Here is a 22,682-nt window from a genome sequence, read left to right on the forward strand (position 1 = left end):
CCCGGCGACCGGCTCCGCATCTCCCGCCGGCCGCGGGCGCGCCCCGGCGGGCGTCATCCGGACGCGTGCCCTGTCAGCCGGGGTGCCTCGGCGCGCGCGTCCACCGGACCCGCCCCCCGATCCACGCGCCCGGCCAGCTCGCGTGCCCAGCCGGCCAGCCCGGGCAGATCCATCCCGTGGGGCCGGTCCGCGCCCCGCCGGGCCGCCCACTCCTCGACCCCGCCCGCTCCCCGCCGCAGCAGCCGGGCACCGCCGACCGCGTTGCCCCGCGCCGCATGTGTGAGTCCCACCGCCAGCTGGGCCAGCCCCCGCCACAGCGCGCGCTCGTCCTCGGGGCCCGACTTCCAGGCGTCCTCGAACACCTCGTGCGCGTGGAACGGCTTCCCGGCGTCCAGCAGCGCCTGCGCCTCGGCGACCGTCTCCGAGGGCGTCCGTACGACACCCTCGGGCTGCCGCGGGACGCCCTCGACGCCGTGGGGCAGCGGCCGGCCGAGCCCGTCCCGGGGGCGCGTACTGCGGGCCCGTCCGTCCACGTCCCGGTCCCGGCCGTCGGTGTCCCCGCCCCGGCCGTCGCCCGCGCCTGCGATCGTCATACGGCCGATTGTCCCCCGCGCCGCCCGGGTGCTTTCGGCGCACCCCCGCGGGTGGGGTAAAGTGCTGTTCGCGCGATCACGCGGGTCACCGTGAGTGAGCGCATCGGGACGTGGCGCAGCTTGGTAGCGCACTTGACTGGGGGTCAAGGGGTCGCAGGTTCAAATCCTGTCGTCCCGACTTTTCGAAGTCGCAGGTCAGGGGCCGCTTCAGAGGAGATCTGAAGCGGCCCCTTGATCATTCTTGGGGACCGCTTGAGGACCAGTGCATTTTGAAGGGGCTGTAGCGCACCTTGACGCGGTCAAGGTGCGCTGCGTGGAGGCTTCGAACTGGTGGAGGACGACGCCGGCGCGTAGTTCGCACAGGTCCGGGATGGGGTCGAGGGGCGCGGATCGGCACCGCCGTGATCCAGGATGCCTACGGGCGTGCCAGCCCGTGACGGTCTGCCCAGTCGTTGATCGCCGAGGCCAGCTCCTCGGGGCGGTCCTCCGGGGAGTGGTGGCCGGCCAGGCCGTGGCGGGAGACCTCCAGGCACGCGATGTTCTCCTCGCACCAGGCCACGGTCCCCTGGTCGGTCATCGAGCCCGGTCCCGGCTCGAACGCGGCGAGCAGTTTGGGGACTTCGGGGCTGGCGGCCAGCCAGGCGTCGTACCGCTCGATGCGGCCCACGACGTCGGCGGGCTCGGCGTCCAGCGGCATCATGCGCGTCCACGCCAGTACCGGGCGGCGGCTGTGCGGGGTCGGGAAGGGGTGGCGGTAGACCTCCAGGTCGGCAGGGTCGAGCGGGGTGGCGAGTGTGTCCGGGAGCCCCTCGATGAACAGCGACTTCTCCAGGATCATCTCCTCGCCTACCCCCGGGGTGCGTAGGAGAGCGAACAACTTCCGCCCGGCTTCGGGGAATTCGTCGCCGACCAGCGGCTTGATGATGGTCTCCGTGAAGGCGAGGCCGCGGACGGTGCCCGGGAGGCGGGCGGCGCGGTCGAAAGCGAGCGCGCCGCCCCAGTCATGGCCGACGAGGACGGCGTCGGTAAGGCCGAGGGTGTCGAACCACGCGTCGAGGTAGCGGGCGTGGTCGTCGAAGGAGTAGGCGAGGTCGGGCTTGCCGGACTCACCCATGCCGATGAGGTCGGGGGCCAGAAGGCGGCGGCCGGGCGCGGCCACCCCCGGCAGGACGTTCCGCCACAGGTGGGAGGAGGTGGGGTTGCCGTGAAGGAAGACGAAGGGCAGCCCGTCGGGGTCGCCGGACTCGCGGTAATAGAGGGTGGAATCGAGGACGGGGAGGGTGGGCATGGCGGTGTCACTTCGCTTTCGATACGGGGCATTCAGAGGTTGAGGTTCAGGACGCGGTCGACGGCGATCTCGACGACGACCAGGTCCAGGGGGGTGGGCGGGTCCGCGCGGTAGCGGACGGTATAGCGGCGGACCGCCTCGGCCAGGTGAGCGGGGGCATCGGTGACGGCGGCCCGGCCTTCGAGTGTGATCCAGCGGAAGCCGTCCGCCTGACAGAGCGCTACACGGGCCGCCGGGCCGGCCGCCTTCACGTTCCGGGCCTTGCGGGCCCCCGCCCGGGTGGTCACCCGGACCAGGCCGGTGGTCGCGTCGAAGGTGAAGCGGACGGGGGTGACGTGCGGAGTGCCGTCGGGACGGAGGGTGGTGAGGGTGGCCGTGTGCGGGAGAGTGAGGAACGCTCGTGCGACGGACGAAAGTTGGAAGGTGGGGCGGCTCACTTCTTCTTCACGCCCTCGTTCCAGATCAGCTTGGCGATGTTCGGCTTCACGGCCGTGGTGATGACGCCCATGGCCGTACGGACGTACCGCCGCTCCGTCATTTCGCGCAGCATGCTCGCGGCGAGGTCGGCACGGGCGGTGAAGACGCCGTCGGCGCTGGTCTCGGCAGTGTGGTAGTCCGTGACGACGGGGTGCTCGAACAGGCCCGAAGGCCGGACGAAGGTCCAGTCGAGGCCCGTCTGACGGATCACGGCCTCCATACGGCGCATGTCCTCGTGGAGGGTACGGCCGAGACGTCGGTTCACCAGCGGGTCGAGCACATGGTTGAAGAAATGCGCGCCGGTAGGGCGCCAGTTCGGGTCGGCGATGCTGGAGCTGACGGCGAGCAGCCGCTTGATGCCGTGGCGGGCCATGGCCCCGGTGATGACGGTGGCGCTCACGGAGTACGTGGTGATGGTCCCCTTGCTGAAGCGCGCGCCCAGCGCGGAGAGGACGGCGTCCGTGCCGTCGATCGCGGCGTCGACAGCCGCCGGGTCGGTGGCGTCGGCGACGGCCACGGCAAGGCCGGGCCGCGCGGACAGGGAGCCGGGTCTGCGGGTCACGGCGACGACCTCGTGGCCGGCGGCCAGGGCCTGCTCGGTGAGGCGGCGGCCGGTCGGTCCGTTGGCGCCGAAGACTGCGATACGCATGGTGTCGGGTCATCCCTTCGTGTGGTGGCGGGAACGCCCTTGACTGTGCTGCTCGCTCAACGCAGGCTCAACGCTGATGAATAACGCCGTCCCTGCCCCCGCCCGCACCCGAGGCCGCCCTCGCGGCAACCCGCCGACCCGTGAGTCGATCGTCTCGGCGGCCCGTTCACTGTTCCTGGAGCACGGCTACCGGAGCACCACCCTGCGCGCGGTGGCGGGGGCCGTCGGAGTCGACCCGGCGCTGATCGCGTACCACTTCGGCTCGAAAAAGGGCCTGTTCGCGGACGTGATGCAGTTCCAGTGCGCCAATGCGTTGGCGGTGGACGACGTCCTCGGCGGCGATCCGGCCACCCTCCCCGACCGCCTGATCGACGCGGTGACCGACCTGTGGGAGGACGCCGGCTTCCAGCGGCTCACCATCCAGGGCGACGAAGCCGCCGAGGTGATCCGCGAATACCTGGAACGCGAGCTGCTGGCCCGGCTCGTTGAATTTCTCGGCGGCCGGGACGCTACCGCCCGCGCCACGGCCGTAGTGACGATCCTCGGCGGCCTCATCTACACCCGCTACCTCAACCCCCTCCCCACCCCCGCCGCCCTCACGCCGTCCGAGATCCGTCACAGCCTGACCCCGGCGCTGCGCGCGGTACTGGCCCCGAGGCTACGCGCCGCGGCGCCCACCACAGCCGGCCGTCGGGGCTCGCCGACCTCGGGCGGAGGCGCCGTCCGCCAGGGCGGCTTCACAGGCCGTAACAGCCATGTCACCGCCGAGAAGCAACAGGTCGACAGGAAAGCAGGGGCAGAGAAGTACTGAGCCAGGGGCTGGTTGCCGCCCTCGTTCAGAGCAGATCCGGCGAGTTGGCCCCGCCCGGCGGGTACGGTCTTCCGTTGGAGTCCGCATCGGCGAGTTCGGGCTGGGCAGGCGCGATGCCCAGGGTGTCGGGCCACGCCGGCACGGGTGCCCGGGGCCGTACAGCACGCGGTCCCAGTCGCGTCGCACCGCTGCTCCGGTGCGGTCGACAACGAATCCGAGGCAATCGTCCGGGTCCTGGCCGGGAGCCGTCCGGGAGGGTCGGGTCGGGGAGGCCCTTCCCCTGTTGCGCTGGGCGCTTGGCGAGCCGTTGCCCGGCCACCGCAGACAGTGGCTGCTGACCGCGCTGGGCTCTCTGGAGGGGCGCCGCGGCCGCCGTCCTCCGGCTCACCGAGGCCCTGGGCCCGCTCGCCGCACCGCGACCGCACCCCGTGCTGACGGGGAGCGGCCCTCGCGGTCAGCCGCCGACGAGGGGCGGCTCCCCGGCCGGTCGGGTCGGACCCGGGTGACGGTGACGGTCACCGTGCGGTCCGGTGCGGCCCGCAGCAGTGCCCGGCCGGCGCACTCGCGGACCACCGTCGCGCCGCCCCGGGCCGTGACGTGCCAGGTGCCGGCCGGCAGGGAGAGCACGCTCACCGACCGGTGGTGCGGCGCCGAGCGGAACCGAAGCCGGTACACGCCCCGATCCGCGTCGAACCCGGCGGAGCGGAGCGTGCCCGCGACGCGCTCGGCGTAGGGCTCGGCGGTCAGCTCCTTGTGCGGCCGGAATGCGCCGGTGTCGTCGACCGCGCAGTATCCACCGCCGTAGCACCACACATACCCCGCCCAGCCGGAGGCGTAGCGGCCGAGCGAGGCCATCGCGTCACGGTAGAAGCGGCCCATGTGGGGCAGCGTGCTGTCGGGCGGCCCCCACTCACCGACCACCACCGGGACCCCGTACCGCCTCGGGTACTCGGTGACGGCCCGCTCGTACGCCTCGATCCAGCCGGCCCCGGGATCGTAGTCCGCGCCCGCCTCCATGGCGGTGTCGTAGAAATGCGGCGCGTACACGATCCGGGGGCCGTGGACGCGCCCGAGGCCGGTCGGTACGCCCTCGCCCACGACCGGCGTCGGCTCGACGAACACCCAGGCGTCCCGGTCGGCCGAACGGACCGCGTCCGCCAGGCGGTTGTACATCGGCGTCAGCTGATCGCGTTCGATCCGCCGGGCGGCCGTCGCCCGGTCCTCGCCGGGGCGCGGCTCGCCCATGGGCTCGTTGATCAGGTCGTAGCCGAACACGGCCGGGTGGTGGGCGAAGCGGGCGGCCAGCGTCCGCCACATCCGGACCTGGGCGCGGCGCAGGTCCGGGTCGTCGTAGAGGTGGGTGAAGGCGCGCTCCACGGCGGGCTCGAAGTACTCGGCGAACCAGTCGTCCGGGTGCGCGGTGAACGGCAGTCCGTCGGTCCTGGTCGCCCACGCGGGTATGCCGCGGTGGCCGAAGGCGGGCCCGAAGACGTCCTGGTGGGCGTCGATCAGGACCTTGACGCCGTAGCGCTCGGCCCAGTCCAGGATCCGCTCGATCTTGCCCAGGTAGGCCTGGCTGTAGTGTCCCGGCCGGGGCTCCAGGTCGTCCCAGAAGACCAGGAGCCGGGCGAAGTCGAAGCCCTGGGCCCGCAGGTCGCGGAAGTGGCGCTCGGTGATCTCGGACAGCGCCGCCGCACCCCGGTGCGTCTTGTCCTCGATGTTCCAGCCGCGCAGGGTGAGCACCCGCCCGTGCCCGTCGGTCAGCCGGGGTATGCCCTGCCCGGACTCCGCGGCGTGGGCGGTGTCCGGGGCGAGGAGCGCGGCGATGACCGCGCCCGCCGTCAGGATCGCTCGCAGCACAGGACACCTCCGGGCCGACGTCGTTCGTGCTGCCGCGCATCCCACCAGGGGTGGGACGACACCGCAAGGGCCATGCGCCGGTCAACTGCCGGGCGACAGAACGGACTTGGTGCTCAGCCCTTGGCGGAGCCCAGGGTCAGCCCGCTGACGAACTGACGCTGGAGCACGAAGTAGACGACCAGGGTCGGGATCGCCGTCAGCAGGGAGCCCGCGGCGACCAGATTGGGGTCGGTGAAGTACTGGCCGGAGAGGTTGTTCAGCGCCGAGGTGATCGGCATGTTCTCGCCGGTCGAGATCAGCACCAGCGCCCAGAAGAAGTCGTTGTAGATCCAGATCGACAGCAGGGTGGCGAGGGCCGCCATCGCCGGCTTGCACAGCGGCAGGGTGATCTGCCAGTACACCCGCCACACCGAGGCGCCGTCGACCAGTGCCGCCTCGGTCAGCTCGTGCGGCAGCGAGCGCATGTAGTTGCTCAGCACGAACGCGCAGAATCCCGACTGGAACGCGACGTGGATGAGGACCAGGCCGAGCGCGGAGTCGTACAGCTTGCCGCTCGCCGTGACGCCCGGCAGGTCGGTGAGCAGGTACAGCCGGTACAGCGGCGTGATGACGACCTGCTGCGGCAGCAGGTTGCCGGCCGTGAACACCAGCAGCAGGGCGAGGTTGAGGCGGAAGTCGAAGCGGCTGACGTAGAAGGCCACCATCGACGACAGGAAGAGGGTGAGGAGTACGGCGGGGACCGCGATGATCAGCGTGTTGCCGAAGTAGTGCGCCATGTCCGACTGCTGGAACGCATGCGTGAAGTTGTCCAGGTTCAGCGTGTCCGGCCAGGAGACGTAGCCCTTGTCGCTCGTCTCGCCGTACGGGCGCAGGGCGGAGAAGACCGCCCACAGCAGCGGCGCGAGCCAGGCCAGGGCGGTGCCGGAGAGGAAGACGTGCAGCAGGACGCGCGCGGGGCGGACCGGGGCGCGCCGCTTCGGCGGGGCGGTGGTGGTGCCGCTCATGCGCGCCGCTCCTTCCGGAAGGCCGCGATCAGATACGGGATGATCACGGCGAGGGAGATCACCAGCAGGACGACGGCGATGGCGGAGCCGTAACCGATGCGGCTGGACTCGCCGATGATGTTGTCGGTGACCAGGATCGACAGCAACTCGGTGCCCTGGGCGCCCTTGTTGAAGACGAAGACCAGGTCGAAGGCGCGCAGTGCCTCGATGACGGTGACGACGAGGACGACCGTGTTGGTCGGCCGCAGGGTGGGGAAGACGACGTGTCTGAACGACTGCCACTCGTCGGCGCCGTCCAGCGCGGACGCCTCCCGCAGCGAGGGGTCGACGCTCTTCAGGCCGGCCAGGTACAGGATCATCATGTAGCCGGTGTGCCGCCAGGACGCGGCGACGAGGACGGCCCACAGGTTCAGGTCGGGATCGCCGATCCAGTCGATGTAGTGCCCCGGCCTGTTGGCGCCGAGGATGCTGTTGATCAGGCCCGTGTCCGGGTTGTAGACGAGCTGCCAGACGAATCCGATGCAGGCCATCGAGATGACGACCGGCAGGAAGAACGCGGTCTGGTAGACCCGGCTGAGCCGGATCCGCTTGTCCAGCTGCAAGGCCAGGAACAGGCCGAAGGGCGTCGGGACGAGGATCAGTACGACGAACCAGATGATGTTGTGCTGGACGGCGGGCCAGAACTGCGGGTTGTCGGCGAAGAGTTGGCGGAAGTTGTCCAGGCCCACCCAACGGATCGAGTCGAAGCCGATGCCGTCCCAGGTGGTGAAGGCGAGTAGGACCGAGGCAATGGCGGTGACCCAGACCAGGGCCACGTGCAGGAGGGTGGGCAGACCCGCCATCACGGCGAGCGTGAGGCGGTCGCGACGGGTCAGCAGCCGGCGGTGGCCCTGTGTGACCCGCCTCTTCCGGGGCGCGGCGCCCGGGGGCGGCGTGGCGGCCGGCCCCGGGCTCTTGGTCGTCGTGTCGGTGGTCACGGCGCCGCTCACGAGGACGCGAAGATGGTCTTCTTCTGGCGTTCGATCGACGACAGCAGGCCGTCCACACCCTTTGGGTTCTGGAGGAACTTCTGCAGTCCGGGCTGCATCACGGTGGAGGTGAAGTCGGGGCGACTGTCGCGGTCCATGAACTGGGTGAGGTTCTTGGCGGCGCCGATCATCTCGAACGCCTTCTTCTGCAGGGGCGAGTAGGCGGAGGTGTCGGCCTTGTTCGAGGCGGCGACCACGCTCGGGTCGGTTCTGAGGTAGAGCGCCTCGGCCGCCGGGCTGCCGAGGTACTCCAGCAGCTTCACGGCACCCGCGTGGTTCTTCGGTGACCTGCTCATCATGAAGCCGTCGGTCGGCGCCTCGACCGTCTCCTGGCCGTGCGCCGGGTCGATCTGAGGGAAGGCGAAGAAGTCCAGGTCGTCCAGGTCGGCCTTGTCGGTGAACTGCTGGGCCACGAAGGAGCCGAGGAGGTACAGGCCCGCCTTCTTCGCCACCAGTGTCTGTGCCGCGTCCTCCCAGGTACGGCCCATGAATCCGTCCTGGTGGTAGGGGAGGATCTCGGCCCAGTGGTCGAAGACGGCCTTCACCCGGGCGTCGGTCCAGGAGGCCTTGCCCGCCATCAGCCCGACGTGGAAGTCGTAGCCGTTGAGGCGGAAGTCGATCTGGTCGAAGGTGCCCATCGCCGGCCAGGCGTCCTTGTCGCCGAAGGCGAGCGGGACCAGGCCGTCCTTCTTCATCCGCTTCAGCAGCGCCACGAAGTCGTCCCAGGTGGTGGGTACTTCGTAGCCGTACTGCCGGAAGACGCTCCTGCGGTAGAAGACCGCCCAGGGGTACGTCGTCATCGGCACGAAGTAGTACTTGCCGTCCTCGCCCTTGCTGAGTTTCCTCATCGCCTCGGGGAAGGCGTCCCCGATCCCGGTCCATACGTCGTCGAGCGGTGTGGCCAGCTTCTTCGCCGCGAAGAACTGCATGCGGTAGCCGGCGAACCAGTTGAACACGTCGTCCGGTGTGCCCTGCAGATACGAGTTGATCTGCTCCTGGAAGGTGTTGTGGTCCTTGGTGTTGACGGCGACGCGGATGCCGGACCGCTTGCCGAAGGCCGCGTAGACGCTCTCGAAGGCCTTCTTCGGTACCGCGTCCGAGGCGTTGGAGCCGAGGGTGACGGTCTTGGGGTCGGCCGAGGAACCGCTGCCGCCGCAGGCGGTCAACAGGGGTGTCCCGGCACCGGCGAGCAGGGCGGCGCCGCCCGCCGTGCGCAGCAGTGAACGGCGGCTGGGAGCGAGGGCGGACCGACCGGACGGGGAGGGGCGCATGGCGGCTCCTGAGGAATCAGGGTTCGGCCAGGGGATGAGCTGATCAGGGCAAGGTCATCGAAACCGCTCAGAAACCAACTCGACCGAACATGATGGGCGTAATGACAGCCCGCCGCCCGCGCACCCGTCAATAGGCGCGTAGCACCCCGTGGGCTCTTGCCCGAAACGTAATCGTCACCAGGGTCGGTGCCGACGCCGGTGCCGTCCGGCGTCGGCTGCGGTGTACTGGGCAGACGGGGTGTGCGCGCGAGGAGCACCTCGGATTTGTGCTTACATTCGGACCTTTGAGTGAAATGATGTCTTAACAAAGTATTGACAGTGGGCCCGTCACGGACTTGGATCCCGTCCCAACGCAACAGCGTTCCTCCCCCGTCGCACAGTGAGGTGCAAGGAAAGATGGACCGCTCTTCTCGCTCGCGCTCCCGCAGGCCGGCGCCGTGGGTGGCCGCGGCCGCCGCGGCGGCCCTGACCCTCACGGGCTGCGCGAGCAGCCATGGCGGCAAGAAGGCCGAGGAGGCCGCGGCGAACGCCGCGGCCGGCAAGGCGGACACCCCCCGGATGACGGTCGCCCTGATCACCCACCAGGCACCCGGCGACACCTTCTGGGACACCGTCCGCAAGGGCGCCGAGGCCGCCGCGGCCAAGGACAACGTCAAGCTCGTCTACTCGGCCGACCCGAACGCCGGCAACCAGGCCAACCTGGTGCAGAACGCGATCGACCAGAAGGTCGACGGCATCGCGGTCACCCTGGCCAAGCCGGACGCCATGAAGAACGTGCTCGCGAAGGCGGAAGGGGCCGGCATCCCGGTCGTCGGCCTCAACTCGGGCCTGAGCGACTGGAAGAACCTCGGTCTGCTGGAGTTCTTCGGGCAGGACGAGAACGTCGCGGGCGAGGCCCTTGGCAAGAAGCTGAACACCACCGGCGCCAAGAGGATCGCCTGTGTGATCCAGGAGCAGGGCAACGTGGGACTGACCCAGCGCTGCGACGGGGTGAGGAAGACGTTCAAGGGCGACACGCAGACGCTGTACGTCAACGGCACCGACATGCCGTCCGTGAGGTCGACGATCACGGCCAAGCTGAAGCAGGACAGCTCCATCGACACCGTCGTCACCCTCGGCGCCCCGTTCGCCCTCACCGCGGTCCAGTCCGTGGCCGACGCGGGCAGCAAGGCCAAGGTGGCCACCTTCGACCTCAACAAGGAACTGGTCAAGGGCGTCCAGAACGGCGGCATCGAGTTCGCCGTCGACCAGCAGCCCTACCTCCAGGGCTATCTGGCGGTCGACTCCCTCTGGCTCTACAAGAACAACGGCAACTACAGCGGCGGCGGCGAGCAGCCGGTGCTCACCGGTCCGGCCTTCGTCGACAAGTCCAACGTCGACAAGGTCGCCGAGTACGCCGCGAAGGGCACCCGGTGATGAGCATGCCCCAGCAGGCAGAGCCAGCGGTGGGCAAGCCGCCGGGGTCCGGCCCGAAGGCCACCGACGGGCGCACCGCCCATCGCTCGCCGGCGCTGCGGCTGCTGGCCCGGCCCGAGGTGGGCGTCTTCCTCGGCGCCGCCGCCGTCCTGGTCTTCTTCCTGATCGTCGCGCCCTCGGTCCGCCAGGGCAGTTCGATGGCCACGATCCTCTACCAGTCGTCCACCATCGGGATCATGGCGCTGCCGGTCGCCCTGCTGATGATCGGCGGCGAGTTCGACCTGTCCGCCGGTGTCGCCGTGATCACCTCGGCGCTCACCGCGAGCATGCTCAGCTACCAGCTGACCCTGAACGTGTGGTCCGGCGTCATCGTCGCCCTGATCGCCTCCCTCGCGATCGGCGCCTTCAACGGCTGGATGGTGGTCAAGACCGGACTGCCCAGCTTCCTGGTCACCCTCGGCACGTTCCTGATCCTGCAGGGCGTCAACCTCGCCGTGACCAAGTCGGTCACCGGCAACGTCGCCACCGACGACATCAGCGACATGGACGGCTTCGACCAGGCAAGGAAGGTCTTCGCCTCGTCGTTCGACGTCGGCGGGGTCCAGGTGAAGATCACCGTGGTCTGGTGGCTGGTCTTCGCGGCCCTGGCCACCTGGGTGCTGCTGCGCACCAAGTACGGCAACTGGATCTTCGCCGTCGGCGGCAACAAGGACAGCGCCCGGGCCGTCGGCGTCCCGGTCGCCTTCACCAAGATCTCGCTGTTCATGCTGGTCGGCTTCGGTGCCTGGTTCGTCGGCATGCACAACCTGTTCTCGTTCAACACCGTGCAGTCGGGCGAGGGCGTCGGCCAGGAGCTGATCTACATCGCCGCGGCCGTCATCGGCGGCTGTCTGCTCACCGGTGGCTACGGCTCCGCGATCGGCCCGGTCTTCGGCGCCTTCATGTTCGGCATGGTGCAGCAGGGCATCGTCTACGCCGGCTGGAACCCCGACTGGTTCAAGGCATTCCTCGGCGTGATGCTGCTCGGTGCCGTCCTGATCAATCTATGGGTCCAGCGCACGGCGACCCGGAGGTGACCGATGACTGACAACGGAACCCCAGCGCACGGCGCCATTCTGCGGGACACCCCCTCCCCGGCGGACGGCCCCCTGGTCGAACTGCGCGGCGCCGGCAAGTCCTACGGCAACATCCGTGCCCTGCACGGCGTCGACCTCACGGTCCACGCCGGCCGGGTGACCTGTGTGCTCGGCGACAACGGCGCCGGCAAATCCACCCTCATCAAGATCATCTCCGGGCTGCACCACCACAGCGAGGGCGAGTTCCTGGTGGACGGGCTGCCGGTGCGTTTCGCCAGCCCCCGCGATGCCCTCGGCCGGGGCATCGCCACGGTCTACCAGGACCTGGCCACCGTCCCGCTCATGCCCGTGTGGCGCAACTTCTTCCTCGGCTCCGAGCTGACCCGGGGCCCCTGGCCCCTGCGTCGCCTCGACATCGCCCGTATGAAGAAGACCGCCGACCAGGAGTTGCGCGACATGGGCATCCTCCTGGACGACCTGGAACAGCCCATCGGCACCCTCTCCGGCGGCCAGCGCCAATGCGTGGCGATCGCCCGCGCGGTCCACTTCGGCGCCCGCGTCCTCATCCTGGACGAGCCGACGGCCGCCCTGGGCGTCAAGCAGTCCGGTGTGGTGCTCAAATACATCGCCGCCGCCCGTGACCGCGGCCTCGGCGTCATCTTCATCACCCACAACCCCCACCACGCCTATATGGTCGGCGACCACTTCAGCGTGCTGCGCCTCGGCACCCTGGAGCTGAGCGCGGACCGCGGCGAGGTGAGCCTGGAAGAGCTGACCAACCACATGGCGGGCGGCACGGAACTCGCCGCGCTCAAGCACGAGCTGGCCCAGGTGCGCGGCGTCGACGTGGCGGAACTGCCCGAGGACGGCGACCTCACCGCACCGCTGACGGCCGCCGAGGAAGGGACCACCTGACATGACGCACCCGGCCTCCCTCGACCGCATCCGGGTCGGCTCCGCCCCCGACTCCTGGGGTGTCTGGTTCCCCGACGACCCGCGGCAGGTTCCCTGGGAACGCTTCCTCGACGAGGTCGCCGAGGCGGGCTACGACTGGATCGAACTCGGCCCCTACGGCTACCTCCCCACCGATCCGGCACGCCTCGCCGAAGAGGTCGCCCGACGGAACCTGAAGGTGTCGGCGGGCACCGTCTTCACCGGTATGCACCGCGGCCCGGCGGTCTGGCGGGAGACCTGGGAACACGTCGCCCAGGTGGCCGCGCTCACCCAGGCGATGGGTGCGCGGCACCTGGTGGTGATCCCGTCCTTCTGGCGGGACGACAAGACCGCCGAGATCCTGGAGCCGCCCGAGCTGACCGCCGAGCAGTGGGCCCATCTCACCAAGGGCATGGAGCGGCTCGGCCACGAGGTCAAGGACACCTACGGCCTCGACCTCGTGGTGCACCCGCACGCCGACACCCACCTCGACACCGAGCGGCACGTCGAACGCTTCCTCGACTCCACCGACACCGAACTGGTCAACCTCTGCCTGGACACCGGGCATTACGCCTACTGCGGCGGTGACAGCGTCAAGCTGATCGAGACCTACGGCGAACGCATCGGCTACCTGCACCTCAAGCAGGTCGACCCGGACATCCTCGCCGAGGTGGTCGCGGGCGAGGTGCCGTTCGGGCCCGCGGTGCAGCGGGGTGTGATGTGCGAACCCCCGCTGGGCGTACCGGCGTTGGAGCCCGTACTGGAGGCGGCGCAGCGGCTCGGGGTCGAGCTGTTCGCGATCGTCGAGCAGGACATGTACCCGTGCGAGCCGGACAAGCCCCTGCCGATCGCGGTGCGCACCCGCCGCTTCCTGCGCTCCTGCGGCGCCTGAGGCGTGCCGCCGCCTCGAAGGGGCGGCGGCACACCGGAAATCCGCCGACTCCACCCGGCGGCGCCCGCACCCGCAACCGAAATCCCCATGGCGACGTCCAAGGCGGGTACGGGTTCGACGATCCCGGGGAGGCCGAGATGACACAACAGGCGAACGCCGAGCACGAACCGCACGTGAGGGACGGGGAACCGGCGCCGGACGCCGCCGAGAGCGCCCGACACACCCGGTTCGGGACGCTGCCCGAGCGGGTGCGGCCCGAGGACACGGTGGAGACACGCCAGGCCCTGCCCCGGGACCCGGCGCGGGACTCCTACAATCCCGACGAGTGGCTGGTGCGCTACTGCCTGTGAGCCGCGGTACGGGACCGCGCCGTGAGCCCGCTCGGCCATGGCGCGGTCCCGAACCGTCCGCGCGGGGAAAGGCGCGGGCGAAGCGCCCGCCCGCACCGCCGTAGACGCACTGCGCGCCGACGGATCACTCGACGAGGAGTGCCCGCCGACGGACGCCCGCCGACGGGACGTTCACCGACGCACTGCCCGCTGACGGACGCCCGGTGACGCGGTGCCCGCCGACGGACGCCCGATGGCGGGTTGTCCGGCGGCGGGCCGTGTGGCGGGCCTGTCGCGGTCAGGTCCCGCGCACCTCCGCGAGCGTCACCGGACGGTGCCGCTGCCGGGACAGGGTGCAGGCCTCGGCGATCCAGCCCGCCTCCAGGGCGTCCTCGATCGTGCAGGGGGAGGGGCGGACGCCGGCCACGACCTCGGTGAACGCGGCGAGTTCGGCACGGTAGGCGGCGGCGAACCGGTCCATGAAGAAGTCGTGCGGCACACCGGCCGGGAAGCTCACGCCGGGCTCCAGCGAGCGCACCGGCAGCTTGTCGTCCAGACCGACGGCGACCGAGTCCGTGAAGCCGTGCAACTCCATCCGCACGTCGTAACCCCGCCCGTTGTGGCGGGAGTTGGAGACCACCGCGAGGGTGCCGTCGTCCAGGGTGAGCAGCGCGCCGGTGGTGTCGGCGTCTCCCGTCGCCGCGATGTGGGCGGCTCCCCGGTTGCCGCCCACCGCGTACACCTCGGTGACCTCGCGACCCGTCACCCAGCGCAGGATGTCGAAGTCGTGCACCGAGCAGTCCCGGAAGATCCCACCGGAGGCGGCCACATAGGCGGGCGGCGGGGGCGCCGGGTCCAGGGTGGTGCAGCGGACCGTGTGCAGCTTGCCCAGCTCACCGGACCGTACCGCCGTCCGCGCGGCGGCGAAGCCCGCGTCGAAGCGGCGGTTGAAGCCGATCTGGACCGGGACGCCACGGCCCCGCACGGCCTCCAGCACGGCGACGCCCTCCGCCATGGTGCGGGCCACCGGCTTCTCGCAGAACACCGGCACGCCCGCCGCCACACCGGCCCGGATCAGCTCGGGGTGCGCGTCGGTGGCCGCCGCGATCACCAGCCCGTCCACCCCGGCCGCCAGCAACGCCTCCGGCGAGTCGGCGACCTGCGCCCCGAACCGCTCGGCCGCGGCCTTGGCGGCGTCCGCGAACGGGTCGGCGACGACGAGCGACTCCACGCCGGCCAGGGCGGACAGGGTCTCGGCGTGGAAGGCGCCGATGCGGCCGAGGCCGAGAATTCCGATGCGCATACTGCTCCTAGTGCTCCTTGAGAGCGAACGGGTCGCGGGGGAAGTCGGTCGAGTCCGCCCGGTGTCCTTCTTTCGGCACGGGAACGGCGCGGTGCTGTCATTCTTGTCAGTACAAACCCCTCGAACAACCAGCACGCGACCATCAAAAACCCCTCAAGGAGCCGAGCCCATGGGCCATCCGTTCCCGATCCGGGAGATCGCCCGACAGGCGGGCCTGAGCGAGGCCACCGTGGACCGCGTGCTGAACGCCAGGGGAGGAGTGCGCGAGAACACCGCCCGGGAGGTGCGCCGGGCCATCGCCGACCTCGACCGGCAGCGCACCCAGGTCCGGCTGGTCGGACGCACCTTCATGGCCGACGTCGTGGCGCAGGCGCCGGAGCGGTTCACCACCGCCGTACGCGCCGCGCTGGAGGCGGAACTGCCCGCCCTGCACCCCGCGGTGGTGCGCTGCCGCTTCCACTTCCGCGAGACCGGGCCGGTCCGCGAACTGGTCGCCACCCTGGACCGGATCGCCCGGCGTGGCTCGCAGGGCGTGATCCTCAAGGCACCGGACGTTCCCGAGGTCACCGCGGCCGTCGGACGGCTGAGAGCCGCCGGTGTCCCGGTCGTCACCCTCGTCACCGACCTGCCCGCCAGTGGCCGCCTCGCCTACGTCGGCATCGACGACCGGGCGGCCGGCGCGACCGCCGCCTACCTCATGGGTCAGTGGCTCGGCGACCGCCCCGGCAACGTCCTCACCAGCCTGAGCAGCGGCTTCTTCCGCAACGAGGAGGAGCGGGAGATGGGGTTCCGCAGCGTGATGCGGGCCCGGCACCCCGAGCGGACCCTGGTCGAGATCACCGAGGGCCAGGGTCTGGACGCCACGCAGTACGACCTCGTCCGCGCGGCCCTCGTCCGCGACCCGGAGATCCGGGCCGTGTACTCCATCGGCGGCGGCAACGACGCCACCCTGCGCGCCTTCGCCGACGCCGGCCGCGACTGCGCGGTCTTCGTCGCCCACGACCTCGACCACGTCAACACCCGCCTGCTGCGCGAGCACCGGCTGTCCGCCGTCCTCCACCACGATCTGCGCCAGGACCTGCGCGAGGCCTGCCACCACGTGATGCGCGCCCACGGCGCGCTGCCCCCGGCCGGACCGGCGCTGCCGTCCGCGATCCAGGTCGTCACCCCGTACAACATGCCCGCGCGGCCGGCCGAATGACGCCGCCCCGGCGCGAGGAGTTCCGATGAGCCGCACCGAGTACGTGGAGATCGAGGGCGTACCGCTGCTGGCCACGCTCGTCCCGGGCGACGGCGTCGGCCTGCTGGCGTTGCATGGCAGCAACGAAGGGGGCACGGCCGAGTTGGCCGCCCTCGTGGCCCGTCGCTGCGGCGCCACCAGCCTCGTCTTCACCCAGCCCGGGGCCCGTCGGCCCGTGCACATCCCCTCCCCGCGCATGGTGGCGGCCCGCAGCGCGCTCCTGCGCGAGTTCCTGGACGGCGTCCGGCTGACCGTCTCCCTGCACGGCCACATGCGACCCCACGCCTGGGACACCCTCTTCCTGGGCGGCGGCAACCGCGAGGCCGCGACCGTCCTCGCCGAGGAACTGCTCGCCCTCGCGCCCCGGTTCCAGGCCGTCACCGACCTGGCGGAGATCCCGCCCGCCCTGCGCGGCCTGCACCCCCGCAACCCGGTCAACCTCGCCCGCCTGGGCGGCGTCCAGGTGGAACTGCCGCTGCCGGCCCGCACCACCGGCGGGGCCGACGTACCCCCGCGCCCGGTGGTCGACGCCCTCGCCGCAGGTGTCGCGCGGCTCGCTCAGCCACCGGCCACATCCACCCAGGAGCGCTGCTGAGCGGACCGCTCCATCGCGTCGAGCACGGCCGCGGCGCGCACGGCGTCCGTCGGCGTCGCACCGTACGGACTGCCCTCGGCGATGGAGCGGACGAACCGGTACGCCTCGATGACCTTCAGATCGTCGTAGCCCATCGCGTTGGCCGCGCCCGGCTGGAACGCGGCGAACTCCCCGGCGCCCGGGCCGACGTACACCGTGCTCACCGGCTGGTCCTGGTACGTCGTGCCCCGGCTGACCCCGATCTCGTTCATCCGGCGGAAGTCCCAGAACACCGCGCCCTTCGTGCCGTGCACCTCGAAGCCGTAGCCGTTCTGCTCGCCCACCGAGACCCGGCAGGCCTCCAGGACCCCGCGGGCGCCGGAGGCGAAGCGCAGCAGGCAGGAGACGTAGTCCTCGTTCTCGACCGGGCCCGGTGCGCCGCCGGAGGCGAGGGTGTGACCGGCGGTGGCGCCGGCCGGACGGGCCCGTCGCGGCACGAAGATCGCGGTGTCGGCGGTGAGGGAGACGATCTCGCCGAGCAGGAAACGGGCCAGGTCGGCGCCGTGCGAGGCCAGGTCGCCGAGCACCCCGCTGCCCCCGCGCTTTCGCTCGTACCGCCAGGTCAGCGCGGAGTCCGGGTGGGCCGCGTAGTCGCTGAACAGACGGACGCGGGCATGCGTGACCGCCCCGATCCCGCCGTCGGCGATCAGGTCGCGGGCGGCCTCGACGGCGGGCGCGTTGCGGTAGTTGAAGCCGACCGCGCCCTGCACACCGGCTCCGGCGACCGCGTCCGCGACCGCCCGCGCGTCCTCGGCGGTCAGACCCACCGGTTTCTCGATCCAGATGTGCTTGCCGGCCTCGGCCATCGCCACGCCGATCTCACGGTGCAGGAAGTTCGGCGCGGTGATGCTGACGGCCCGCACGCGCGGGTCGGCGGCCACCTCCCGCCAGTCGCGGGTGACGGAGGCGAACCCGAACCGCTCGGCGGCCTCCTCGGCCCGCCCCGGCACCTCCTCGGCGACCGTGACCAGCCGCGGCCGCAGCGGCAGCCGGGGGTAGTGGTGCGGGAGCCGGGCGTACGCCTGGGTGTGCACCCGTCCCATCCAGCCGAATCCGACGACGGCCACACCGAGCTCATCCACCATGACAGCCCCTTTTTGGACCGGTCCATCACCTGTCCCGGTCACCATGTCCGGACATGCAGGCCCTGTCAAGCGCCCGGCGTGCAAGCCCGATCGCCTCCGACCGTGCCAAGGTTCCCTTTGACGTCGCCCTTTGACACGGGCTCGGCCGCATGGAACGGTCCATCCCATGAGACCTCCGACGATCCGTGACGTGGCCGAGCGGGCCGGAGTGTCGAAGTCACTGGTCTCCCTGGTGCTGCGCGGCTCGGGTCCGGTCCGTGCGGAGAAGCGGGACGCCGTCCTGCGGGCGGTGCGCGAACTGGGCTACCGGCCCAACGCCGCCGCCCGCAGCCTGAGCGAACAGCGCACGCGCACGGTCGGAGTCCTCCTCGACGACCTGCGCAACCCCTGGTTCGTCGACCTCCTCGACGGCCTGGACTCCGTGCTCCACACGGCCGGCCTGCACATGCTTCTCGCCGACGCCCGCCTGAACCGGCGGACCGGCCACCGCCTCGCCGAGCCCTTCCTGGACCTCGGCGTCGACGGGCTGGTGGTGGTCGGCACGGTCCCGGACGCCGACGGCCTCGACGCCCTCGCGCGGCGGATACCGGTGGTCGTGGCGGGCGCCCGCGAGCCCCGGCCGCCCGGCGTGGACGTCGTCGCCGGGGACGACGAGCGCGGGGCCCGCCTCGCCACGGAACACCTGCTCGGCCTCGGCCACCGCCGGATCGCCCACCTCGCGGGCCACGGCGCCGTCGGAGCGCTGCGCCGGCGCGGCTTCGAGGCGGCCATGCGGGAGCACGGCGCCGAACCCCTGGTGGAGCCCGGCGACCTCACCGAGGAGGGCGGCTACCGAGGGACGGTACGGCTGCTGGGCCGCCCCGAGCGGCCCACCGCCCTCTTCGCCGTCAACGACATCGCCTCGGTCGGCGCGCTCTCGGCGGCCGGGGAACTGGGCCTGAGCGTGCCGCATGACGTGTCGGTCGTCGGCTACGACAACACCAGCATCGCGCGGCTGCGGCACGTGTGGCTGACCACCGTCGACACCGCCCCGCACGAGCTGGGCCGGCGCGCCGCCCGCTGTCTGCTGGACCGCTTCGAGCGGACGGCGGGCGAGGGGCGCGAGCTGCTGGCCGTGCCGATGCTGAAGATCCGGGGAACGACGGGGCCGCCACCCGTGCCGGTGGGCCGGCTTCCGTAGGGGGTGCCGGAGGGGGTGGCCCTCGTACCGCCGGCGCGTCACCGTGCCGGGGGGCCGGGTCCCGGCCGGGTCGCCCCGGCCGGGTTCGCCCGCAGCGGCCCTACAGGTTGATCGCGTACGCCTTGCGCAGCGTCTCGTGCACCGTCCACGTCGTCCGGTCACCCGCCCGCAGCACCGCCATGTCGCCGGGCCCCACGGTCAGCGTGGGACCGCCCTCCACCTCGATCGTCGCCGAGCCACTCACCACCACGAACAGCTCGTCCGCCTCCGTGTCCGTGACCACGCCCGGGGTGATCTGCCAGATCCCGCGGAGCTGCCGGCCGTCCGGGGACTCCCACACCACCTTGCCGGTCACCTCCGGGTTCCCGGAGACGATCTGCTCCGGGTCGAGGGGCTCGGGTTCGAGACAGGCGTCGGGTATGTGCAGGGCGAAACTGTGCGTCATGCCGCCGACCCTAGCGAGCGTCCGCCCTCCGCCGCCGTGGACAGTGTGTGGGGCATCGGGCCTGGTCGGCGGACACTTCGTCGGACGCACGGACCGCCGGGGGTGTGCGGGCCCGAACCGGCGGCGGGGACCGGGGGCGGACTGGCGGGGGCGTGGGGGGCGGGTGATCGTGGGGAGCATGGCTGACTCCCCGGCGGCCGGCCCGGCACCGCCGCGCCGGCACGACTCACGCGAAATCGTGCTGTTCGGCGGGGTGTACGGCGCCGTCCTCGCCAGCTCGATGGTCGCGGCGCTCACCCAGTACGGGCACACCTCCGCCGAGGTCCGTGGTTACGACGCCGCGTGGGTGCTGGTGACCGCGTGCGCTTCCGCCCTCGCCCACGGCTACGCCCACTACATCGCCGAGCGCGTCCCGCACCGCGGCTGGGACCTCCTGCGGGCCCTGCGCAACGAGTGGCCGCTCGTCGCGGCCGTCCTGCCCACGGTCTTCCTGCTCGCCGGAGCGCGGTGGAAGTGGTGGCCGGCCAAGGGCGTCGAGTTCGTGGCGTTCGTCCTCAACATCATGATCCTGTTCGTGCTCGGCCTGATCACCGCCCGCTGGTCGGCGCGGCGCTGGCCGGGCGCCGTACTCGTCGGGCTGGGGGACGCGCTGCTGGGGGTGATCGTGGTGGTGGCGAACGCGCTCATCAAGTAGGGCGGTGGGTCGGCCGGCCACGCGCGCACGGGCCCTCGGCGGGCGCGGCTCAGCGGACGGCGCGCACCCCGTCCAGGGCGATCGCGAGGACCCGGTCGCGCTGGGCGTCGTCGTCGAAGGCGGTCGCGGTGATCCCGGCGACCATCCGCAGCAGATCGCTGAAGTCCATGTCCGCGCGCACCACGCCCGCCCGCTGGGCGCGCTCCAGGAGCGGTCCGCCGGCGGCGTACATGGAGTCACGGCAGGCCGTGAAGATGTCCGACTGGTTGTCCAGGGCCTCGCGCACCGCCCGCTTGGTGACCATGTAGCCGGCGAACCGGTCCAGCCAGGCGGTCAGCGCCTCCCACGGCTCCCGCCCGGCCAGCTCCACGGCGGCCCGGCACAGGACGTTCACCTCGTCCGCGTAGACGGTCTCGAAGAGGTCGCGGCGCGTGGGGAAGTTGCGGTACAGCGTGCCGATGCCCACGCCCGCGCGGCGGGCGATGTCCTCCAGGGAGGCTTCCGAGCCGTGCGCCGCGAACGCCTCGCGGGCGGCGGTGAGCAGGGCGTCGTAATTGCGGGCGGCGTCCTTGCGGTGCGGCCGGCGGGTCGCCACGATCTCGCCGACGGGGAACGGCGTGGCCGTCACTGCTGCCTCCTGCGGGAAGGGTCGGGGCTCGCGGCGGGGCTCGCGGCCCAGTGAACCGGGGGTACCCCTCCGCTCCTTGAAACGGAGGGGTACCTCCGTTACAGTGGAGGGGTACCTCCACTTTAGCAGTGCGGAGGTGGCCGCACCGTGGACGGACGCGTCCGGGTGCCCGGCCCGCCGCATGCCTGTCGCTCGGGCCGTCCAGCCCGCGCGCCCCTGTCGCACGGGCCGTCCGGCCCGCTTCCTGTCATGCCCGTCCTCCGCGTCCCGGATTCCGGAGAGGCTTCCCCATGCCCCGCACGTCCACCCGCCTCACCTTCGCGGTCCTCGCGACCGGTGCAGGCGTCTTCTCCATGCTGCAGTCGCTGATCGCACCGGCCCTGCCGACCGTGCAGCACGCCCTGCACACCTCGCAGTCCACCGCGACCTGGGTGATGACGGCGTACCTGCTGTCCGCGTCGGTCTTCACCCCCATACTCGGCCGGGTCGGCGACCTCGCCGGCAAGAAGCGCACGCTCGTCGCCGTCCTGGTGACCGTCCTCGCCGGCTGTCTGCTCGCCGCGCTGGCCCCGAGCATCGGCGTCCTCATCGTCGCCCGGGTCGTCCAGGGCGTCGGTGGCGCCCTCTTCCCGCTGTCCTTCGGCATCATCCGGGACGAGTTCGCCGCGGCCGAGGTCGCCGGCAGCATCAGCAACCTCTCCGCGGTGATCGCCGCGGGCGGCGGCGTCGGCATGGTGGCCGCCGGGCCGATCGTCTCCGCGCTCGACTACCGCTGGCTGTTCTGGATCCCGGTCGGGATCGTCGCCGCGACCGTCGTGATCGCCCTGCGCTATGTTCCCGAGTCGCCCAAGAGGGCCCAGGGGAGGATCAGTTGGTCCGGTGCCGCGCTGCTCTCGGCCTGGCTGGTCGCCCTTCTGCTCCCGCTGAGCCAGGCCGGCCACTGGGGCTGGGGCTCGCCGAAGGTGCTCGCCCTGTTCACCGCCGCCGCCGTGCTGTTCGCCCTGTGGCTCACCTCCGAGGCCCGTTCCCGCAGCCCGCTGATCGACCTGCGCGTCATGCGGCAGCCCGCGGTGTGGACGACCAACACGGCCGCCCTCCTGTTCGGCGCGGGCATGTACGCGATCTGGTCCTTCCTGCCCGGATTCGTCCAGACGCCCTCCGCGGCCGGCTACGGCTTCGGCGCCGGCGTCACCGCCTCGGGCCTGCTCATGCTGCCGATGCTCGTCGCGATGTTCGTCTCCGGTGTCCTCGCCGGCCGGCTGGAACCGCGCGTGGGCGCCAAGGCCCTGCTCGCCACGGGTGCCGCGCTGGGCGCGCTGGCCTGCGGCTTCCTTACCCTCTGGCATGACGCGCAGTGGCAGATCGCCGTCGTCGCCGGTCTGTTCGGGCTCGGTATCGGACTGGCCTTCGCCTCGATGGCCAACCTCGTCGTGGGCAGCGTCCCGCCCGAGCAGACCGGCGCCGCGACCGGCATGAACGCCAACCTCCGCACCATAGGCGGCTCCATCGGCGCCGCGCTCACCAGCGTCCTGGTCACCGGGCGGCTCCAGCCCTCCGGCCTGCCCTACGCCTCCGGCTACACCCACGGCTGGGCCCTGCTCACCCTCCTGTGCCTGGCGGCGGCCGGCGCCGCCCTCCTCGTCCCGGCCCGCCGCCCCGCCCCCGCCCTGGACGCCGCCCCGGCGGAGCCGACACGGACACCGGCACCGGCGCCGGTGCGGTAGGGTTGACCTGCGTGATCACACGGGGCATCCCGGGTGAGAGCGCGGCGGGACGTGGCGCAGCTTGGTAGCGCACTTGACTGGGGGTCAAGGGGTCGCAGGTTCAAATCCTGTCGTCCCGACTG

23 protein-coding genes and 2 tRNA genes are annotated in these 22,682 nt (G+C 71.6%); 13 read left to right on the forward strand and 12 right to left on the reverse strand.

Going from position 1 to position 22,682, the window contains the following annotated elements; translation table 11 throughout:
* Positions 1 to 53: 53 nt before the first annotated feature.
* Complete coding sequence (locus tag ACIBA9_RS00350) at positions 54 to 593, reverse strand: DUF309 domain-containing protein (RefSeq protein ID WP_399359132.1); 540 nt, start codon at positions 591 to 593, stop codon at positions 54 to 56.
* 104 nt (positions 594 to 697) lie between these two features.
* On the opposite strand from ACIBA9_RS00350, the gene ACIBA9_RS00355 reads away from it, so the two are divergent.
* Positions 698 to 771: transfer RNA gene (locus ACIBA9_RS00355), tRNA-Pro, on the forward strand.
* A 237-nt stretch (positions 772 to 1,008) separates the two neighbouring features.
* On the opposite strand, the gene ACIBA9_RS00360 is transcribed toward ACIBA9_RS00355, so the two are convergent.
* Genes ACIBA9_RS00360 through ACIBA9_RS00370 form a run of 3 tightly spaced genes read right to left on the reverse strand, consistent with a single transcriptional unit; the run spans position 1,009 to position 3,007 of the window.
* Entirely contained in the window at positions 1,009 to 1,917 is a 909-nt protein-coding gene (locus tag ACIBA9_RS00360) for a haloalkane dehalogenase (RefSeq protein ID WP_399359976.1), read from the reverse strand.
* Complete coding sequence (locus tag ACIBA9_RS00365) at positions 1,914 to 2,318, reverse strand: pyridoxamine 5'-phosphate oxidase family protein (protein WP_399359133.1); 405 nt, start codon at positions 2,316 to 2,318, stop codon at positions 1,914 to 1,916. Before ACIBA9_RS00365 ends, ACIBA9_RS00360 begins: the two co-directional genes overlap by 4 nt.
* A complete protein-coding gene (locus ACIBA9_RS00370) occupies positions 2,315 to 3,007 on the reverse strand; it encodes an NAD(P)-dependent oxidoreductase (RefSeq protein WP_399359134.1) in 693 nt (230 codons plus the stop codon). The genes ACIBA9_RS00365 and ACIBA9_RS00370 overlap by 4 nt, the downstream gene beginning before the upstream one ends.
* A gap of 76 nt (positions 3,008 to 3,083) precedes the next feature.
* On the opposite strand from ACIBA9_RS00370, the gene ACIBA9_RS00375 reads away from it, so the two are divergent.
* Entirely contained in the window at positions 3,084 to 3,818 is a 735-nt protein-coding gene (locus ACIBA9_RS00375) for a TetR/AcrR family transcriptional regulator (RefSeq protein ID WP_399359135.1), read from the forward strand.
* Between the two features lie 384 nt (positions 3,819 to 4,202).
* Here the strand turns inward: ACIBA9_RS00375 and ACIBA9_RS00380 are convergent, their stop codons facing one another.
* The 4 genes from ACIBA9_RS00380 to ACIBA9_RS00395 form a co-directional block, all read right to left on the reverse strand.
* Positions 4,203 to 5,678: a cellulase family glycosylhydrolase gene (locus tag ACIBA9_RS00380; protein ID WP_399359136.1), complete on the reverse strand. Its 1,476-nt coding sequence runs from the start codon at positions 5,676 to 5,678 to the stop codon at positions 4,203 to 4,205.
* 113 nt (positions 5,679 to 5,791) lie between these two features.
* Complete coding sequence (locus tag ACIBA9_RS00385) at positions 5,792 to 6,682, reverse strand: carbohydrate ABC transporter permease (protein WP_399359137.1); 891 nt, start codon at positions 6,680 to 6,682, stop codon at positions 5,792 to 5,794.
* Positions 6,679 to 7,659, reverse strand: a complete 981-nt coding sequence (locus tag ACIBA9_RS00390) for a carbohydrate ABC transporter permease (protein ID WP_399359138.1) — start codon at positions 7,657 to 7,659, stop codon at positions 6,679 to 6,681. Before ACIBA9_RS00390 ends, ACIBA9_RS00385 begins: the two co-directional genes overlap by 4 nt.
* Before the next feature lie 8 nt (positions 7,660 to 7,667).
* The gene (locus ACIBA9_RS00395) at positions 7,668 to 8,981 is read right to left on the reverse strand and encodes an ABC transporter substrate-binding protein (RefSeq protein ID WP_399359139.1); all 1,314 of its coding nucleotides are present in this window, start codon (positions 8,979 to 8,981) and stop codon (positions 7,668 to 7,670) included.
* 396 nt (positions 8,982 to 9,377) lie between these two features.
* Here ACIBA9_RS00395 and ACIBA9_RS00400 point away from each other — a divergent pair, with 396 nt between their 5' ends.
* The 5 genes from ACIBA9_RS00400 (at position 9,378) to ACIBA9_RS00420 (ending at position 13,648) form a co-directional block, all read left to right on the forward strand.
* On the forward strand, positions 9,378 to 10,397 hold the full coding sequence (locus ACIBA9_RS00400; RefSeq protein ID WP_362152033.1) for a sugar ABC transporter substrate-binding protein: 1,020 nt from the start codon (positions 9,378 to 9,380) through the stop codon (positions 10,395 to 10,397).
* Entirely contained in the window at positions 10,397 to 11,473 is a 1,077-nt protein-coding gene (locus ACIBA9_RS00405; RefSeq protein WP_399359140.1) for an ABC transporter permease, read from the forward strand. The genes ACIBA9_RS00400 and ACIBA9_RS00405 overlap by 1 nt, the downstream gene beginning before the upstream one ends.
* Before the next feature lie 3 nt (positions 11,474 to 11,476).
* Complete coding sequence (locus tag ACIBA9_RS00410; RefSeq protein WP_399359141.1) at positions 11,477 to 12,388, forward strand: ATP-binding cassette domain-containing protein; 912 nt, start codon at positions 11,477 to 11,479, stop codon at positions 12,386 to 12,388.
* Position 12,389: 1 nt separating this feature from the next.
* Positions 12,390 to 13,298 carry a sugar phosphate isomerase/epimerase family protein gene (locus ACIBA9_RS00415; RefSeq protein WP_399359142.1) on the forward strand — a complete coding sequence of 303 codons (909 nt, stop codon included), beginning with the start codon at positions 12,390 to 12,392 and terminating at the stop codon, positions 13,296 to 13,298.
* Between the two features lie 137 nt (positions 13,299 to 13,435).
* Positions 13,436 to 13,648, forward strand: coding sequence for a hypothetical protein (locus ACIBA9_RS00420; protein ID WP_362152023.1), 213 nt, complete (start codon positions 13,436 to 13,438; stop codon positions 13,646 to 13,648).
* Positions 13,649 to 13,925: 277 nt separating this feature from the next.
* Here the strand turns inward: ACIBA9_RS00420 and ACIBA9_RS00425 are convergent, their stop codons facing one another.
* Positions 13,926 to 14,930, reverse strand: coding sequence for a Gfo/Idh/MocA family oxidoreductase (locus tag ACIBA9_RS00425; RefSeq protein WP_399359143.1), 1,005 nt, complete (start codon positions 14,928 to 14,930; stop codon positions 13,926 to 13,928).
* Between the two features lie 169 nt (positions 14,931 to 15,099).
* On the opposite strand from ACIBA9_RS00425, the gene ACIBA9_RS00430 reads away from it, so the two are divergent.
* The gene (locus tag ACIBA9_RS00430; protein ID WP_399359144.1) at positions 15,100 to 16,131 is read left to right on the forward strand and encodes a LacI family DNA-binding transcriptional regulator; all 1,032 of its coding nucleotides are present in this window, start codon (positions 15,100 to 15,102) and stop codon (positions 16,129 to 16,131) included.
* Between the two features lie 25 nt (positions 16,132 to 16,156).
* Complete coding sequence (locus tag ACIBA9_RS00435) at positions 16,157 to 16,765, forward strand: poly-gamma-glutamate hydrolase family protein (RefSeq protein ID WP_393898795.1); 609 nt, start codon at positions 16,157 to 16,159, stop codon at positions 16,763 to 16,765.
* Here ACIBA9_RS00435 and ACIBA9_RS00440 read toward each other — a convergent pair.
* On the reverse strand, positions 16,729 to 17,889 hold the full coding sequence (locus ACIBA9_RS00440) for a Gfo/Idh/MocA family protein (RefSeq protein ID WP_399359145.1): 1,161 nt from the start codon (positions 17,887 to 17,889) through the stop codon (positions 16,729 to 16,731). The genes ACIBA9_RS00435 and ACIBA9_RS00440 overlap by 37 nt on opposite strands.
* 166 nt (positions 17,890 to 18,055) lie before the next feature.
* On the opposite strand from ACIBA9_RS00440, the gene ACIBA9_RS00445 reads away from it, so the two are divergent.
* The gene (locus tag ACIBA9_RS00445; protein ID WP_399359146.1) at positions 18,056 to 19,069 is read left to right on the forward strand and encodes a LacI family DNA-binding transcriptional regulator; all 1,014 of its coding nucleotides are present in this window, start codon (positions 18,056 to 18,058) and stop codon (positions 19,067 to 19,069) included.
* Positions 19,070 to 19,169: 100 nt separating this feature from the next.
* Here ACIBA9_RS00445 and ACIBA9_RS00450 read toward each other — a convergent pair whose 3' ends face one another.
* Positions 19,170 to 19,514: a cupin domain-containing protein gene (locus tag ACIBA9_RS00450; protein ID WP_399359147.1), complete on the reverse strand. Its 345-nt coding sequence runs from the start codon at positions 19,512 to 19,514 to the stop codon at positions 19,170 to 19,172.
* Between the two features lie 178 nt (positions 19,515 to 19,692).
* Between ACIBA9_RS00450 and ACIBA9_RS00455 the strand changes: the two genes are divergently transcribed.
* A complete protein-coding gene (locus tag ACIBA9_RS00455) occupies positions 19,693 to 20,208 on the forward strand; it encodes a hypothetical protein (protein WP_399359148.1) in 516 nt (171 codons plus the stop codon).
* 49 nt (positions 20,209 to 20,257) lie between these two features.
* Here the strand turns inward: ACIBA9_RS00455 and ACIBA9_RS00460 are convergent, their stop codons facing one another.
* On the reverse strand, positions 20,258 to 20,836 hold the full coding sequence (locus ACIBA9_RS00460; protein WP_399359149.1) for a TetR/AcrR family transcriptional regulator: 579 nt from the start codon (positions 20,834 to 20,836) through the stop codon (positions 20,258 to 20,260).
* A gap of 290 nt (positions 20,837 to 21,126) precedes the next feature.
* Here ACIBA9_RS00460 and ACIBA9_RS00465 point away from each other — a divergent pair, with 290 nt between their 5' ends.
* Positions 21,127 to 22,560, forward strand: a complete 1,434-nt coding sequence (locus tag ACIBA9_RS00465; RefSeq protein ID WP_399359150.1) for an MFS transporter — start codon at positions 21,127 to 21,129, stop codon at positions 22,558 to 22,560.
* Positions 22,561 to 22,605: 45 nt separating this feature from the next.
* A tRNA-Pro gene (locus ACIBA9_RS00470) sits at positions 22,606 to 22,679 on the forward strand.
* Positions 22,680 to 22,682: the final 3 nt, after the last annotated feature.

Source organism: Streptomyces sp. NPDC051452 (assembly GCF_044454765.1).
Lineage (GTDB): Bacteria > Actinomycetota > Actinomycetes > Streptomycetales > Streptomycetaceae > Streptomyces.